Consider the following 16,741-nt stretch of genomic DNA (forward strand, 5'->3'; position numbering starts at 1 on the left):
TTTCATTCATCTTTAAATAAAAGACGCAAAAACCCGCACTTTTAATTCGTCGACAAAAGTACTATAATAAGTCGATTTTAGAAATGTTAGAGAACCGTTAAGTATTAATTTATAATAATTCTAAATAATTATTTTGAAGAAAATTGAATCAATAAACTTTACCTTTGTGTCAAATTAATTTGAAATGAGATTATTAAACACCAAAAACTCTGTTTTTATATTTGGGCTACACCTTCTTACTACTAGCGCATTAATTGCTCAAGAAAGTCAAAACACAGATATTCTGACTCCAAATCAAAATAATTTCACATCTGCAAGCATAATATCGCAGCCAGAAGCCTCTGTAACTATTAATCAAGACCCAAGGATTAAGACACTACTAGACATAAAATCCACCATGGAGAAAAATGGTGATTTTAGTGATCGCTATAAAATTCAGCTTTATTATGGGAATTTAAGAAAAGCTACCGAAATTATTACAAAAGCCAAAGAAATGTTCCCTAAGTGGGTTTCTTCAACACAATTCGAAACACCTAACTACAAGGTTTGGATGGGAAACTATAGATCAAGACTTGAAGCTGACAGAGCCTTAAAAGAAGTCCATGCTGAGTTCCCAAATGCGTTTATTTTCAAACCAGAGAAAAAATAACACCAAACCTAACAATCCTTCATGCCCTTTCTTGCACGAAATAATCATGAAACATTGTTTTTTTTACCGGAATCATACTTTAAAAAAATCTACAGAAAGAGTTATCTATCTGTAGATTTTTTTATTTCATCAAAGAATTAAATCCGAAAAACACCATAGAGAAACCTTTATTTTTAACTCTAAAAGTGTACACAAAAAATCACGAATAACACAAAGAGATACTATAATCACTTCATTTTTGCAACAAGTAACAATTTATACCACCAAACGCTTATCAGATTAAAGATTATTCAACCTCTTAAATGAATAAAGCCTGATGAAAACATCAGGCTTTATTATTCTATAGATTAAAAATTGTTTCTACAACTTCTTCTTTACTGCAACCTCTTGATAACATTCTACAACGTCACCTTCTTTAATATCATTATAATTCTTGATCTGCAATCCACAATCATATCCTTTAGCAACCTCCTTAACGTCATCCTTAAATCGTTTTAAAGAGGAAAGCTCTCCTGTATACACGACAACACTTTCTCTGATCAATCGTACTCCTGCATTTCTGAGGATTTTACCACTCAACACCATACACCCTGCAATTGTACCAATTTTTGAAATTTTGAACGTTTCTCTAATCTCAGCTGTACCCGTAATTTCTTCCTTCATAACTGGAGAAAGCATTCCTTCCATAGCATCCTTAAGATCATTAATTGCATCGTATATAATCGAATATGTTCGGATATCAATTTCTTCCTTATCTGCAACCTGTCTTGCATTTCCAGCTGGCCTCACATTAAACCCTATAATAATAGCATCAGATGCCGAAGCAAGCAATACATCACTTTCTGTAATTGCACCAACTGCTTTATGGATTATATTAACATGAATCTCTTCTGTAGATAGTTTCTGGAACGAATCTGTTAATGCTTCTACAGATCCATCAACATCTCCTTTCAAGATTATATTTAATTCTTTAAAGTCTCCAAGTGCGATTCTTCGACCAATCTCATCAAGTGTAATATGTCTCTGAGTACGTACCGATTGTTCTCTATGTAATTGCGCACGTTTTGAAGCAATATCTTTCGCCTCACGCTCATCTTCTAAGACATTAAATTTATCTCCTGCCTGAGGAGCCCCATCTAAGCCCAAAATAGATACCGGTGCTGATGGTCCTGCTTCTTTTACATTATTACCTCTCTCATCCTGCATGGCCTTCACTTTACCACTATTCTTTCCTGCAAGGACATAATCCCCTACACGTAGTGTTCCCGTTTGTACCAGTATTGTAGACACATAACCACGACCTTTATCCAAAAATGCTTCAACCACAGTACCTGAAGCCAAACGATCTGGATTCGCTTTTAACTCAAGTAACTCTGCTTCAAGCAGTACTTTCTCTAATAATTCTTTAACCCCAAGACCTGTTTTGGCAGAAATATCATGGGACTGAATTTTTCCTCCCCAATCTTCTACTAACAAATTCATAGAAGCCAGCTTTTCTTTTATCTTCTCTGGATTTGCCTCTTGTCTATCTACTTTATTTATCGCAAAAACAATTGGAACACCAGCCGCCTGAGCATGACTTATAGCCTCTTTTGTTTGAGGCATTACATCATCATCTGCCGCAATCACAATAATTGCTAAATCGGTAACCTGAGCACCACGGGCACGCATAGCTGTAAAAGCCTCGTGACCAGGAGTATCAAGGAATGCTATTTTTTGCCCACCTTCTAACTGTACTCCATATGCACCAATATGCTGTGTGATACCTCCACTTTCTCCAGCAATTACGTTTTCTTTTCTTATATAATCCAATAATGAAGTTTTACCATGATCAACATGTCCCATCACGGTTACTATTGGTGCTCTTGTTTCTAGATCTTCTGGAGCATCAACAATTTCTTCTATTGAATCTTCTATATCGGCTGTTACAAAATTAACTTCATAACCAAATTCATCTGCTACAATAGACAAAGTCTCTGCATCTAGTCGCTGATTCATTGTAACCATAATACCGAGTGACATACAAGCCGAAATAATCTCGGTTGTAGACACATTCATCATAGTAGCAACTTCTGAAGCTGTAACAAATTCTGTAACTTTAAGAACTTTACTTTCTTGTTCTTGCTGCGCAACATCATCCTCTGCTTTTTGACGGTGTTGATCTCTTTTATCTCTACGATATTTAGCAGCCTTAGATTTATTAGATTTCCCTTGTAGCTTTTCAAGAGTTTCTCTTACCTGCTTTTGTACTTCTTCTTCACTAGGCTCTTCTTTTACAACAACAGGTCTTTTACCTTTTGCTGGTCCTCTTGATTTATTACCTTGACCACGGTTTCCTCCTTGTCCTCCTGGTCTTCCTCCACCAGGACCTTTTGAACCACTTTCTTTGCTAATTCTTCTTCGGCGTTTTTTTGCCGCATCTCCAGCTCCTCCAGGTTTTTTATCCGATTTCTCGTCTTTTTTCTTTACTGGCTTTTTAAACTGAGTTAAGTCAATTTTTTGACCTGTAAAATTAGGCCCGTCTAGCTTTTTATATTGTGTCTTAACCTTTTCTGGCTCTACCGAAGTTGGCTCAGTTGACTCATTCGAAGAGGGAGTCTCAGAAGGTTTTTCTTCTTCTTTTTTAGGTGAAGCTTTTACATCTTCTGCCTTTGGTTTTACAGAAACCTCTTTTTTTACTTCTTTCGGAGCAGGTTTTGTAATCTTAATACCTATTTTTTGCGGTCGATTAGAAACTACCTCAGGCTCGGTATTTTTCTTTTCTTTTACAACTTCTTTTTTCTCAGGAACTTTATCTTCTGCTTTTGCTTCGGGCTTAGCAACTTCTTTTTCCTCTTCTGCAGCATCTCCTTTCAACTCTATCTTACCGACCTGTTTAGGACCACTAAGCTGAGCTTTTGCTTTTATGACTTCACGAGCTTCAGCAAGCTTACGCCTTTCTTCTTGTTCGTTCTCAATCTGAACGCGTAATGCCTCCTTTTCTTTCTTCTTTTCTTCTCCAACTTCTTTTGAAGCCACTTTTTTACTCTTATCAGTCTGAAATTCATCAAACAAGAGCTGATAAATCTCTGAAGAAATTTTTGTAGTAGGACGTGCATCTATCTCGTGACCTTTTGAATCCAAAAAGTCAACAGCCCGATCTAGCGAGATATTGAATTCACGTAACACCTTATTTAATCTCATTGTTCCTGCTTCAGCCATAAATGCCTTATTATTTAATGCTCAAATATAATTAATTGTGATTATTAATCTTCAAATTCAGATTTTAATATTCTAATCACTTCGCTTACTGTCTCCTCTTCAAGATCAGTTCGCTTTACTAAATCACTAATATCTTGTTCTAAAATACTTTTTGCGGTATCTAAACCTATTTTAGCAAACTCTTCAATAATCCAAGAATCGATTTCATCAGAAAACTCTGTCAACTCAACATCTTCCTCAACTCCTTCTCTAAACACATCGATCTCATAACCTGTTAACTGCCCTGCCAATCTGATATTATGACCTCCACGTCCAATCGCTTTAGAAACTTCTTCAGGTCGCAACATAACTTCAGCACGACTGGTCTCTTCATTAATCTTCAAAGAAGTAACTTTAGCCGGACTCAAAGCTCTTGTTATAAATAAAGGTAAATTATTGGTGTAATTAATAACATCAATATTCTCATTTCCTAATTCTCTTACAATACCATGAATTCGCGACCCCTTCATCCCCACACATGCTCCTACAGGATCAATTCTATCATCATAAGAATCTACTGCCACTTTTGCTTTTTCTCCAGGAATTCTAACTACTTTTTTAACAGAAATTAATCCATCAAAAACCTCAGGTATTTCTGATTCGAATAGCTTCTCTAAAAACAAAGGAGAAGTTCTCGACATTACAATCGCAGGCTTATTACCTTTAAGCTCTACAGATTCGATTACCCCTCGCACATTCTCTCCTTTTCTAAAAAAGTCTGAAGGAATCTGTCTATCTTTAGGTAATATAATCTCATTTCCTTCATCATCTAACATAATAATAGCTCTATGTCTTATGTGATGAACCTCTGCCGTATATATCTCTCCTTCTAATTCCTTAAACTGCTTATATATATTGGTATTATCATGCTCATGAATTTTGGATATCAAATTCTGACGCAACGCTAATATCGAACGTCTTCCTAAATCTATCAATTTCACTTCTTCAGAAACATCTTCTCCAACTTCAAAATCTGGCTCTATTTTTCTCGCTTCTGTGATCGATATTTCTTGGTTACCATCTTCTACTTCTCCATCGGCAACCACAATACGGTTTCTCCAAATCTCTAAATCCCCTTTATCAGGGTTTATAATGATATCGAAATTGTCATCACTACCAAACTTCTTCTTAAGAGCATTTCTAAACACATCTTCTAAGATCGACATCAGCGTTACCCGATCTATAAACTTGTCATCCTTAAATTCTGAAAATGATTCTATTAATGCGATATTTTCCATATCAATATATTATAATTAAAATGTTACCATAACTTTTGCTTCTACAATATCTTTATATGCAATGTTTACTTCTTTGGTTACTGTTATTTTTCCTTTCCCTACCGGTTTTGGCTCTCTAGCTTTCCAAGTAATAACAATAGCATCATCTGTAGCCGAAATCAACTCACCTTCTATCGTATCTGTATCAGTTTTTACCTTAAGTTTTCTACCTACGTTCTTTTTATATTGACGTATGTGATGCAACCCTTCCGAAACACCTGCAGACATTACCTGAAGCGAAAAATCTTCTTCTTCTCTATCAAGATTATGCTCTATCGCTCTACTTATACTTATGCAATCTTCTACCGTAACACCATTATCTCCGTCAATAATAACTTCAATAATATTACTAGGTTGAATTTTACTCTCAATAAGAAATAAAGACGGGTTTTCTTTGAGCGCTTCCTCTAATAATTCTTGTACCTGATCCCTTAATGACATAGTAAGATAAAAAGAGGGGACTTTTCGTCCCCTCATCCTGGTTTTTTAATTTCAACGGTGCAAAGATAGGAATAATATCTTAGATACAAAATATCGCTGAGAATGAATTTATTCGTAAATTTAGGATAGCTATGTATTAGTTATAATTTAACACTCCCCAAATCACAATCTTATAACTAATATTTAGGTTCAAAATCTATAAATCATAACACAACCTAATTCTCACAAAAATCAGTATCATGATAAAAAATATACTAGTCCCAACAGATTTTTCTACTCAAGCAGAAAGCGCCTTGAAGGTGGCTGCTCAAATTGCTAAGAAAAACAATGCCACAATCTATTTGTTGCATATTTTAGAACTCCCCGTTCACCTCTCTGACCTTATGACCTCAGGATCCCCAGGCCCTGCTCCAGAAGCAATTCTTTTTATGAAACATACACACAAAAAGTTTGAAGAAGTCATGGATCAAGAATATCTAAAAGGCATTGAAGTGGTTGAAACCGTAAGCTTTGAAGATGTATTACACGGGATTATGGATTCTTGCGAGAAAAATAACATTGACATAATTATTATGGGATCTCACGGATCCTCTGGTTTCGAAGAATTATTTATAGGGTCTAATGCCGAAAAAGTAGTTAGAACCAGCAAACAACCTGTATTAGTCATCAAAGAAGATTGTGACATTTATTCGGTTGAAGACTTTGTTTATGCCACTAATTTTGATGATGAAGACAAACCTTCTTTACTAGCTGCCTATGACTTCTCAAAAGCGCTCAATGCAAAACTTCATTTAGTATGGGTAAATACCGCCAATGGATTTAAAACCACATACGAAACAGAAGAAAAAATGAACGGCATGCTTGCAGATCTAGATATTCATGACTATTCTCTCAATATCTACAATGATATTTCTGTAGAAAAAGGCATTCTTAATTTTGCCAGTTCTGTTAATGCAGGAATGATCGGAATAAGCACCCATGGACGAAAGGGAATATCACATTTTATCAACGGTAGCCTTGGCGAAGATGTCGTTAATCATGCAAAAAGACCTGTTTTAACATTTAAAATATAACCAAAAACAGTGTCTAAACCACATCAAAAAATACTGAAAACAGTGTTTTCTTAACAACAAACAACAGGTAATTTTGAGCATGACAAAAAAAATAATTATCATGCGAAACTCAATTTTAAACATCGAAAGAATAACAGTTCTTTCTAAAGAAAGTCAAAAACAAATTAACGGAGCAATCTTAGATAGCTCAGAACCATGCGGATGCTCTTGTAGCGGCTCAGTAACAGGACCTGCAAGATGCAGAGTAGAAATTGCTTGCCCTCAAGTGTATACTTGTGATGAAGCTACTATGTAAAACACGCTATACTTAAGATATAGCCTTACAATGAAAAGGAGTTATAACTAGAATTATAACTCCTTTTTTTATTTACACTTCTACAACACTCGATTTCTTTTATTACAAATCACTAAACAGCAGTTTAATTTTAAAAACATCATTAAACAAACGGTTTTCTTGTTCTAAAAAAACATATGAGTACTGTTTCTTAATTAAGACCAAGAAATTTTAAGAAAGGGATAACAACAAAAAAAGCCCCCAACACAGCATAATGTACAATAAAGTCTCTATCAGGAGAAAGAAAAACCTCTATAATACAAAAGGAGTAACATAAATGTTACTCCTTTTTGTTGGTCTACTAGGGCTCGAACCTAGACTCTTCTGGACCAAAACCAGACGTGTTGCCAGTTACACCATAGACCAATAGATGTTTGCGGGTGCAAATTTAAGATATTCTTTTTTGTATACAAACATTTTTTAAAAATTTATTCCAAAAAATTTTATTCTACTCCTTCACTCTGCTCGCAAAACATAAACTTCTGTTAAGCGTTTATTAAAAAAAACAATCTGAAAGTATTTTTATTACTAAATTCGCCATAAGTTACACAATCGAATACTTTTTTATGAGCACATTCAACTTTACTAAGTGGAATAAAATACTAGGATGGGTCGTTTTTACAATTGCATTATGTGTTTATGCAATGACAGTAGAACCAACTGCCAGTTTTTGGGATGCAGGAGAATACATCGCTACTTCATCAAAATTACAAGTAGGTCACCCTCCGGGAGCCCCACTTTTTCAGATGATTGGAGCCTTTGCATCTGCATTTGCTTCCGACCCTAGTCAAATTGCACTAATGGTAAATATGACCTCTGCATTCGCTAGTGCATTTGCCGTTTTGTTTATGTTTTGGTCGATTACCATTCTTGTGAAAAGAGTAATTACTAATGACGAACAACTTACAAAAAGTAAAGGCATTGCTATTTTAGGTAGCGGATTTGTAGGCGCTCTTTCTTTTACATTTACAGATAGTTTTTGGTTTAATGCCGTAGAGGCCGAAGTATATGCCATGGCAACTTGTATTTTGGCAATTCTTTTTTACCTAGGATTACTCTGGGAAAGAGATATGCATGCCCCTAGAGGCAATAAATGGCTCATCTTAATTTCATTTATCGTTGGACTATCTTTTGGGGTACATTTTATGGGCTTATTGTCTATTCCTGCTATTGGTTTGCTTTATTATTTTAAAAATTACAAAGAAATTACCATAAAAAACTTCATTATTGCTAATGTTGTTGTAGTCGCCATCTTACTATTTATCTTCAAATTACTGCTGCCTTCTACACTTAAGTTTTTTGGAGCCTCAGAAGTCTTTTTTGTGAACTCTGTAGGAATGCCATTTAATTCAGGAACTATTATTGCCGGCCTTATGATTCTTGCCGCATTTTATTTTGCTTTTAAATACACTAAAAAGAAAGATTACGTACAACTTAACACCTTATTGCTTTGTGTTGCGTTTATTCTTGTTGGTTTTTCTAGCTGGATAATGCTACCTATACGGGCTAATGCCGGAACTGTCATTAATGAAAACAATCCCAATAACGCCAGGGAGCTTTTGGCATATTACAATCTAGAACAATATCCCGAGACACATCTTTTTTACGGACCTCAATTCTCTGAAATCTACGCAGGACTAGACCAAGAAAATCCATATGAAGATGGTAAGCCCAAGTATGAAAAGGACATCAAGACCGGAAAATACATTATTGTTAATGATTGGAAGAACGAAAAACAAAATCTCGATGATGCTCACAAAGCATTCTTACCAAGGATGTGGAGTACAGAACATATCGCAAATTATATGGAGTATTCGGGTCCAATGAAATTTACTATAAAACCAGAATATCAGAGCGAAGAAGAATTACTTGATGCCGTTACACAATTCAGGAGAGAATATGCAAGTGGTAAGTTAGACAATGATGATTACCATAAGTTTTTACAGTCTTTTGGCAATTACATAGATGTAGAAAAACCCTCTTTTATAGATAATATCAGGTATCTTTTTGATTACCAAATGGGATATATGTACTGGCGTTATTTTATGTGGAATTTTGTCGGGAGACAAGATGATAACCAAGGTAAACTTACCAATCTAGAAGGAAACTGGTTAAGTGGCATCAAATTTATTGATGAAATCCGTTTGGGATCACAAGACAACTTACCTAGTGATACACTTAAAAACAAAGCACGTAACACCTATTTCTTTTTACCATTATTGTTGGGTCTTGTTGGTTTCGTATTTATGTTTCAGCGAGATAAGAAAAAATTCTGGGTCCTTCTTGTGTTTTTCTTATTTACAGGATTAGCGCTCAAAATATACCTCAATGAACGACCTTTTGAACCTAGAGAACGAGATTATGCTCTTGTCGGATCTTTCTATGTATTTGCTATATGGATAGGATTTGGTGTATACGCATTATTTGATCTATTAAAAGACCATATTAAACCCAAAATAACGGCCCCTTTAATTACGGCTGTTTGCTTCTTTGCGGTGCCTGTATTATTAGCTTCCCAAAACTGGGATGATCACGATCGATCAAATCGATATACAGCACAATCTATGGCAAAAATGTATTTGCAATCTTGCCAAAAAGATGCTATCCTTTTTACCATAGGAGATAACGACACCTTTGCACTCTGGTATGCTCAGGAAATAGAAGAGTATCGCACCGATGTTCGAACTGTAAACACTAGTCTATTTGCTACAGATTGGTATATTGATCAAATGAAGAGAGCTGCTTATGATGGTAAACCTATTCCGTCTCAACTCACTCATGAATTTTACCGATTTGGAAGCAATGATGCTATCTATTTCAAGCCAGTCACCAATGATACGATGCTAATAAAAAACTGGATGCGATGGATCGAGACCGACGACCCAAGAACCAAGGGAGATCTACAAAGTGGCAAAAAAGTAAACACCTTCCCTACAAAACATATCAGAATTCCTGTGGATAAAGAAGCTGTCCTCAGAAACGGTATTGTAAGCCAAGAGGATGCTGATTTGATTGTACCTTATATCGACATTCATTTAAAAGGAGATTTGCTATTTAAAAATCGTCTTCTGATGCTTGATATTATCGCCAATAACAATTGGGAAAGACCTATTTACTTTACTGGTGGAAGTTATGGAGATGATGATTTCTTATGGATGAAAGATTATTTACAACTTGATGGTGTAACTTTTAAACTTGTTCCTATCCTCTCAAAAATCAACCCAAACAATCCATTTGAAATGGGTCGAATCGATACCGATTTAATGTATAAAAATGTAACAAGTTGGGATTGGGGAAATAGCAATGATCCTAACATATATCACGACCCAGAAACTAGAAAAAATGCGATTACCTATAGAAGTAATTTAGCGCGATTAGTAGAAGCCCTAATAGAAGAAGGTGAAGAAGACAAAGCCAAAGAAATTCTTGATTTGGCTATGGACAAAATGCCTATCGAATATTATGAATTCTATACACTTGTAGAACCCTACGTTAGTGGATACTATCAAATAGGTGAAAAACAAAAAGCTAGAGAACTGTGGAACAAATTAGCCACAAAGTATCAAGAACAACTCACCTATTTCGGAAGCCTAGATCTTAAAGATCAGTACCTCTATGCCGAAGAAATAGTAACAAATGTAGAGCGCTACAGAAGTGTGGTTGATCTGTTATTGATTAATCAGGATCGAGAAATGATCGAAGAAAAAGCAGGCGAGTTTAATAAATACCTTGAACTCTTTACAAGACTCTATTCTGCTGATGAAGGATATGACGAAGAAACCATTCGCAAACAAGAAGAAGATCTTATCAAAGAATTCCAAAATCAAGAAGTTGAAGCAGATTCTTTAGACAGTATACCAAATTAGTAAACATAAAATAAGGGTTACAAAGTATTTGACTACACTCTGTAACCCTTATCTTTTTTATTATAACGATGTGATTATTCCTACTAAAACACCTGCTATTTTAAAATGGCTTTTCTCTGGATTTCTATGGGATATTAAAAACGGTAGCTCGCATAATAAAATCTTTCTCACCTTTGATGACGGTCCTATCCCGGGAGTTACAGAATTTGTATTAGACCTATTAGAAGAGTATAACGCAAAAGCTACTTTTTTCTGTATCGGCGACAACATACGTAAGCATCCTACTATTTTTGATAGAATTCTTGATGAAGGACATGCCATAGGCAATCACACTATGAACCACCTAAAAGCCTGGAAAACCAATAACAAAGATTATATCCAGAATGTTATAGAATGCCAAAATGCGATTGATAAACGTATAAAAGATAAAAATGCACCTTTATTATTTCGCCCTCCTTACGGACAAATTAGCTTTGGTAAAACGAGAATACTAAAAAGAATGGGATATACAATTGTACTCTGGGATGTATTATCTAAGGATTGGAAACAAGAAATTAAGCCACAAAAATGTTTACAGAACGTACTTAGTAAAGCACAATCTGGGAGTGTTATTGTATTTCATGACAGCATAAAATCTTCTGAGAAGCTTCAATTTGCGCTCCCAGAAGTACTTAAATATTATACCGAAAAAGGATTTTCTTTTGAGAAGATAGCGTCTTAGACGTACTCTTTCATAATACCGATTAATGTATTAGCATCTTGCTCGCCACTTTGTCGCCATAACATTTCACCATCTTTATAGATCATTAATGTAGGGAGTCCTTTGATACGTAGTGCAGTAGCAAGTTCTTCATTTTTATCTACATCAATTTTTATAACCTTACCCTTATCACCTAGAGCGGCAGCCACATCCTTTAACACAGGATGCATCGCTAGAGAAGGTTCGTTCCATTCAGTATAAAAATCCAGTAACACCGGAACTTCTATACCAATAATATCTCCAAACTTTGACATGTCCAAAATTTTTATGTTGCTGGTCTATTTTTAAAATATTATTTGACCTCTAACTAATTGTAAATATAACACTTTATATTCATTATGCTGATTTTGACCCTTTACGCAATTCTATGACCGTAATCTCAGGCCAAATTCCTACCCTACCGGGAAAAGCATGAAACCCAAAACCTCTGTTTACATTAAGATAGCGTCCCATTTCTTGATACATTCCTGCCCACTGTTTATACACATATTGCACAGGACTCCATTGAATAAATCCCGGAATCTCGATTCCGAATTGAAAACCATGGGTATGCCCGCTTAAGGTAAGATGATAATGATCATCATGGCCCTTTACCTCATGCTCCCAATGCGAGGGATCATGACTTAGCAAGATTTTAAAATCTTCTTTTGCGACCTTTTCTGAGGCTTTTGTCAAATCTCCTGCTTTCTTAAAATTATGCCCCCAATTTTCTACACCAATCACCGCCAGGCGGGAACCTTCTTTCTCAATAAAAGCACTATCATTAAGTAACAGATTAAAATCAATTTTAGTATGGATATTCTTTATTGCTTCAAAATTAGCATCCTTTTCTTCTTCACTGTTCCATGTTACATACTCTCCATAATCATGATTTCCCAAAACTGAATACTTGCCATATTGAGGGTTTTTAATGTTCTTAAAAACACCTATCCAATCATCCATCTCCTTTGCCATAGTATTAACAATATCTCCTGTAAACAAAATAAGATCTGTCTCTTGTTCATTAATTAAGTCAATTGCGTATTCTATTTTTGAGGGATCATCAAAACTTCCTGAATGAATATCTGAAATTTGGGTAATTTTGAACCCATCAAAAGTTTTTGGGAGATCATCAAAATACACAACATGCTTTACTACTTTAAAATTATATTTCCCTCTAAAAATACCATGTAGTAATCCTGCAAAAGGAATCGCAGCTACTCCCAAGGCTATCTGACTTATAAATTTTCGGCGTTCGGGAATATATTGGGTTGCATTGCCGTCAAAAAAGGTATTCGTAAGATAATTATAGCCTGCAATACATAGTCTTACAATATCTTCGCCAAACATAAAAATAACCAACACCAATTTTGTAGCTAGCGTAACCATCAAAAAAGCACTGGCTCTAAGCGTATATTTTGTTGGTCCTACACTTCGGTCATAATTAAAAAATGTATATATAATATATGCAAAAATCCCTATCGAAATAATGAGATAAATGATCTGAATGATCTGATTTCTAGCTATAGTTTTTACAGCTTGATATGCATACACTTCTAGAAGTATATATATGAATATGGGGATTAGCCAGCGCATAGGGTCTTATTTAGGTTTAAATTACCAAACAAAACTATCTCTCATTTTTAGTTCTTTACAATATTTTAAGGAAAAATTAACGATAAATGAAATTATACAAGAAAAAACGTTAAATTGATAATTATTTAAAGCATAAATCTTAGGAATTTATTGCTGAAGTAAGATTTTTATTTGTAAATTCGTTTCATAGTTTTTTTACAAACTTATATTTTTAAGACAAAATCAAACCTTATATACATATATAATAATACAATATTTATAGCAGTTGATACATTGTTATCAATTTTATTTTGGGGCGAAATGCCGTCAGTTTTGACGGCATTTCTTTTTGTTTTTAATTAAGCGAGTGTAGTTTACACTTTTTAAATTATAATAAAGTTCTACGCTAAATTTCATCAATCTTCTTTTTATATTGCATTCCTAAAAAAATCACCGCATATCATGTCACAAAAACGTCTTTTCTTGCTAGATGCATTCGCACTAATTTTTCGCGGATATTATGCCTTAATCAAAAATCCGCGAATCAATTCTAAAGGTCAGGATACTTCTGCCGTTTTGGGGTTTGTGAATTCTTTATTTGATGTTATAAAAAGAGAAAAGCCAGATCATTTGGCAGTTGCCTTTGATAAACAAGGAAGTAAAGACCGTCTAGAGATTTTTCCGGAATATAAGGCAAATCGTGATGAAACTCCAGAAGCTATTAAGATTGCTGTCCCTATTATTCAGGAATTATTAAAAGCTATGCACATTCCGATTATAGAGCGTGCGGGTGTAGAAGCCGATGATTTGATAGGGACCATTGCAAAACAAGCCGAAAAAGAAGGATATCAAACCTATATGGTAACTCCAGACAAGGACTATGCACAGTTAGTGTCTGAAAATATTTTTATGTATCGCCCTGCCAGAATGGGAAATGGTATAGAAATTTGGGGAATCCCAGAAGTACAAAAGAAGTTTGAGGTAGAACGCCCAGAACAGGTAATTGATTACCTAGGTATGATGGGAGATGCTGTTGACAATATACCTGGATTACCGGGAGTCGGAGATAAAACTGCCAAGAAATTTATTGCAGCCTATGGCTCTATGGAAGGATTGCTTGCCAATACAGACCAACTAAAGGGTAAGATGAAAGAAAAAGTCGAAGCAAATGCAGAATTAGGTTTGCTGTCTAAGAAATTAGCTACCATTATTCTGGATTGTGACGTTACTTTTGATGCCAAAGATTATGAATTTACTACGGCACCAGATGCAAAAAAAGTGCATGAGATTTTTGAAGAATTAGAATTTAGAAGACTTACTGATCAATTTACCAAAATATTCTCTGGTGAGGATGTAGCAACTAATACAACAAATACCACTGGGACCAACAAAAAGAAAACAACCCAAGCAGGTGCCGGTCAGTTTTCGTTATTCGGAGGTGATGATCCCAATACCGCTGATGAAGCTACCTCGTTTTCGAGTAGAAAAACCATAGCAACCACAGAGCATTTTTACCAAAGTATTGCTCAAGGCATGGCTATGAAGCTATTTCTACAAAACTTACAAAAACAAGAATTCGTATGTTTTGATACAGAAACCACCGGATTAGATCCGCTAGTAGCAGAACTTGTAGGGATTGCCTTTTCTTGGGAGTCGGGCAAAGGTTTTTATATCCCGTTCCCAGAGGATCGCAATGAAGCGCAAGACCTTATCGAGCAATTACGCCCATTCTTTGAGGCAGAAAGCATTACAAAAATCGGTCAAAACCTAAAATATGACATCAAGGTACTTGCAAAATATGATATCGAAGTAAAAGGAACCTTATTTGACACCATGCTTGCACATTACCTGATCAATCCGGATATGCGCCATAATATGGATGTCCTTTCTGAAACCTATCTTAATTATACCCCAGTATCAATCACAGAACTTATTGGAAAAAAGGGTAAAAACCAACTCTCTTTCAGACAAGTTCCGTTGGATAAGCAAACAGAATATGGTGTAGAAGATGCCGATATCACATATCAGCTCAAAGAACATTTTGCTCCAGAACTTATCGAAGCAAAACTTACTTCTTTATTCGAAGATATAGAAATCCCATTACTACGCGTACTCGCAGATATGGAAATCGAAGGAATTAAGCTGGATCAACCATTCTTAAATGGTTTATCTACAGAACTTGATAATGATATCAAAGCCTTAGAAACAAAAATATATACCGAAGCAGGAGAAGAATTTAATATTGCATCTCCCAAACAATTGGGAGTAATTCTGTTCGAAAAAATGAAATTGGTCGATAAGCCCAAAAAGACCAAAACCGGTCAATATTCTACTGCAGAAGATGTGCTCTCTTATCTTGCCAAAGATCATGAAATCATACAAAACATACTTGATTACAGAGGCTTAGCAAAGCTAAAAAGCACCTATGTTGATGCCTTACCTGCTCAGGTAAATCCGACCTCGGGACATGTACATACCGATTATATGCAAACCGTCGCTGCTACCGGCAGATTGAGTTCTAATAATCCTAACTTACAGAATATCCCTATCCGTACCGAGCGCGGACGACAGGTACGAAAAGCTTTTATCCCACGTAATGAAGACTATACATTGCTTGCTGCGGATTACTCGCAGATAGAACTACGGATCATTGCGGCTTTAAGTGAAGAGGAAACCATGATCGAAGCGTTTAAAAACGGAGAAGATATTCATGCTTCTACGGCTGCTAAAGTATTTGATGTTCCGTTAGAAGAGGTAACACGAGAACAACGAAGCAATGCCAAAACAGTCAACTTTGGTATTATTTATGGTGTTTCGGCCTTTGGATTAAGCAACCAAACCAGTCTCTCACGTAGTGAATCCAAAGAATTAATCGACACCTATTATAAAACATATCCCAAATTACGCAACTATATGAGCGAGCAGGTTGATTTTGCTCGCGAACATGGGTATGTGCAAACCGTTTTGGGGCGACGTAGATATCTCAAGGACATCAACTCAGCGAATGCCATCGTTCGCGGTGCCGCAGAACGTAATGCGGTAAATGCACCAATACAGGGAAGTGCCGCAGATATTATTAAAATTGCTATGATTAATATTCATAAAAAACTAAAAGAAGGTACCTATAAAACCAAAATGTTGTTGCAAGTGCATGATGAACTGGTATTTGATGTCTATAAACCAGAATTAGAAGAGATCAAAACCCTGATCAAAACAGAAATGGAAAATGCGTACACTCTCAAGGTCCCCTTAGATGTTGATATGGGACTTGGGGATAATTGGCTAGAGGCGCATTAAGTCTATATAAATACACTTTGTATTAGATTCATTGTCTAACAGATCATTTCACAAAACTTGATAGCTCGGATTTGCAATCCGAGCTTATAGATACCTATTAAAACCTGCACATGTTAATTATAATATCCTCTTTTGTCTAGCACGGAAAATAGTTCCGCGCCATCATATCTGAGCGAAACTTGATAGAGCGGATTTGCAATCCGTGCACTCTACTTATAAAACACTTGATCGCTCGGTTTTGCAATCCGAG

Annotated in this window: 11 protein-coding genes and 1 tRNA gene; 6 read left to right on the forward strand and 6 right to left on the reverse strand. The window is 35.5% G+C overall.

Annotated elements, in window-relative coordinates:
• Nucleotides 1-184 precede the first annotated feature (184 nt).
• Nucleotides 185-649: an SPOR domain-containing protein gene (locus tag DZ60_RS22535; protein ID WP_025741019.1), complete on the forward strand. Its 465-nt coding sequence runs from the start codon at nucleotides 185-187 to the stop codon at nucleotides 647-649.
• 360 nt (nucleotides 650-1,009) lie between these two features.
• Here DZ60_RS22535 and infB read toward each other — a convergent pair whose 3' ends face one another.
• The 3 genes from infB to rimP are packed head-to-tail and all read right to left on the reverse strand — an operon-like array spanning nucleotide 1,010 to nucleotide 5,643.
• Nucleotides 1,010-3,850: a translation initiation factor IF-2 gene (gene infB, locus DZ60_RS0105135; protein ID WP_025741020.1), complete on the reverse strand. Its 2,841-nt coding sequence runs from the start codon at nucleotides 3,848-3,850 to the stop codon at nucleotides 1,010-1,012.
• A gap of 44 nt (nucleotides 3,851-3,894) precedes the next feature.
• Nucleotides 3,895-5,127, reverse strand: coding sequence for a transcription termination factor NusA (gene nusA, locus DZ60_RS0105140; protein ID WP_025741021.1), 1,233 nt, complete (start codon nucleotides 5,125-5,127; stop codon nucleotides 3,895-3,897).
• A 15-nt stretch (nucleotides 5,128-5,142) separates the two neighbouring features.
• Complete coding sequence (gene rimP, locus DZ60_RS0105145; protein WP_241448722.1) at nucleotides 5,143-5,643, reverse strand: ribosome assembly cofactor RimP; 501 nt, start codon at nucleotides 5,641-5,643, stop codon at nucleotides 5,143-5,145.
• Between the two features lie 203 nt (nucleotides 5,644-5,846).
• Here rimP and DZ60_RS0105150 point away from each other — a divergent pair, with 203 nt between their 5' ends.
• Both DZ60_RS0105150 and DZ60_RS0105155 read left to right on the forward strand, forming a co-directional pair.
• Nucleotides 5,847-6,680 carry a universal stress protein gene (locus DZ60_RS0105150; RefSeq protein ID WP_316929843.1) on the forward strand — a complete coding sequence of 278 codons (834 nt, stop codon included), beginning with the start codon at nucleotides 5,847-5,849 and terminating at the stop codon, nucleotides 6,678-6,680.
• 100 nt (nucleotides 6,681-6,780) lie between these two features.
• Nucleotides 6,781-6,975, forward strand: a complete 195-nt coding sequence (locus tag DZ60_RS0105155) for a hypothetical protein (RefSeq protein WP_025741024.1) — start codon at nucleotides 6,781-6,783, stop codon at nucleotides 6,973-6,975.
• 332 nt (nucleotides 6,976-7,307) lie between these two features.
• On the opposite strand, the gene DZ60_RS0105160 is transcribed toward DZ60_RS0105155, so the two are convergent.
• Nucleotides 7,308-7,380: transfer RNA gene (locus tag DZ60_RS0105160), tRNA-Gln, on the reverse strand.
• A 200-nt stretch (nucleotides 7,381-7,580) separates the two neighbouring features.
• Between DZ60_RS0105160 and DZ60_RS0105165 the strand changes: the two genes are divergently transcribed.
• A complete protein-coding gene (locus DZ60_RS0105165) occupies nucleotides 7,581-10,880 on the forward strand; it encodes a glycosyltransferase family 117 protein (protein ID WP_025741025.1) in 3,300 nt (1,099 codons plus the stop codon).
• 70 nt (nucleotides 10,881-10,950) lie between these two features.
• Nucleotides 10,951-11,601 carry a polysaccharide deacetylase family protein gene (locus DZ60_RS0105170; RefSeq protein WP_025741026.1) on the forward strand — a complete coding sequence of 217 codons (651 nt, stop codon included), beginning with the start codon at nucleotides 10,951-10,953 and terminating at the stop codon, nucleotides 11,599-11,601.
• Here the strand turns inward: DZ60_RS0105170 and DZ60_RS0105175 are convergent.
• Nucleotides 11,598-11,894 (reverse strand): thioredoxin family protein, encoded by a 297-nt coding sequence (locus tag DZ60_RS0105175; protein WP_025741027.1) that lies wholly within the window; start codon nucleotides 11,892-11,894, stop codon nucleotides 11,598-11,600. The two genes, DZ60_RS0105170 and DZ60_RS0105175, sit on opposite strands and share 4 nt — an antisense overlap.
• An 82-nt stretch (nucleotides 11,895-11,976) precedes the next feature.
• Nucleotides 11,977-13,215: a metallophosphoesterase gene (locus DZ60_RS0105180; RefSeq protein WP_025741028.1), complete on the reverse strand. Its 1,239-nt coding sequence runs from the start codon at nucleotides 13,213-13,215 to the stop codon at nucleotides 11,977-11,979.
• Nucleotides 13,216-13,653: 438 nt separating this feature from the next.
• Here DZ60_RS0105180 and polA point away from each other — a divergent pair, with 438 nt between their 5' ends.
• Entirely contained in the window at nucleotides 13,654-16,491 is a 2,838-nt protein-coding gene (gene polA, locus DZ60_RS0105185) for a DNA polymerase I (RefSeq protein WP_025741029.1), read from the forward strand.
• Nucleotides 16,492-16,741: the final 250 nt, after the last annotated feature.

The organism is Aquimarina pacifica (assembly GCF_000520955.1).
GTDB classification, from domain to species: Bacteria; Bacteroidota; Bacteroidia; order Flavobacteriales; family Flavobacteriaceae; genus Aquimarina; species Aquimarina pacifica.

Bases quoted from the DNA above. Each gene is read 5' to 3' on its own strand.
- DZ60_RS0105180 (WP_025741028.1), bottom strand. From the start codon at position 13,215: ATGCGCTGGCTAATCCCCATATTCATATATATACTTCTAGAAGTGTAT.
- DZ60_RS0105150 (WP_316929843.1), top strand. From the start codon at position 5,847: ATGATAAAAAATATACTAGTCCCAACAGATTTTTCTACTCAAGCAGAA.
- nusA (WP_025741021.1), bottom strand. From the start codon at position 5,127: ATGGAAAATATCGCATTAATAGAATCATTTTCAGAATTTAAGGATGAC.
- DZ60_RS0105165 (WP_025741025.1), top strand. From the start codon at position 7,581: ATGAGCACATTCAACTTTACTAAGTGGAATAAAATACTAGGATGGGTC.
- DZ60_RS0105155 (WP_025741024.1), top strand. From the start codon at position 6,781: ATGCGAAACTCAATTTTAAACATCGAAAGAATAACAGTTCTTTCTAAA.
- DZ60_RS22535 (WP_025741019.1), top strand. From the start codon at position 185: ATGAGATTATTAAACACCAAAAACTCTGTTTTTATATTTGGGCTACAC.
- infB (WP_025741020.1), bottom strand. From the start codon at position 3,850: ATGGCTGAAGCAGGAACAATGAGATTAAATAAGGTGTTACGTGAATTC.
- rimP (WP_241448722.1), bottom strand. From the start codon at position 5,643: ATGAGGGGACGAAAAGTCCCCTCTTTTTATCTTACTATGTCATTAAGG.
- DZ60_RS0105175 (WP_025741027.1), bottom strand. From the start codon at position 11,894: ATGTCAAAGTTTGGAGATATTATTGGTATAGAAGTTCCGGTGTTACTG.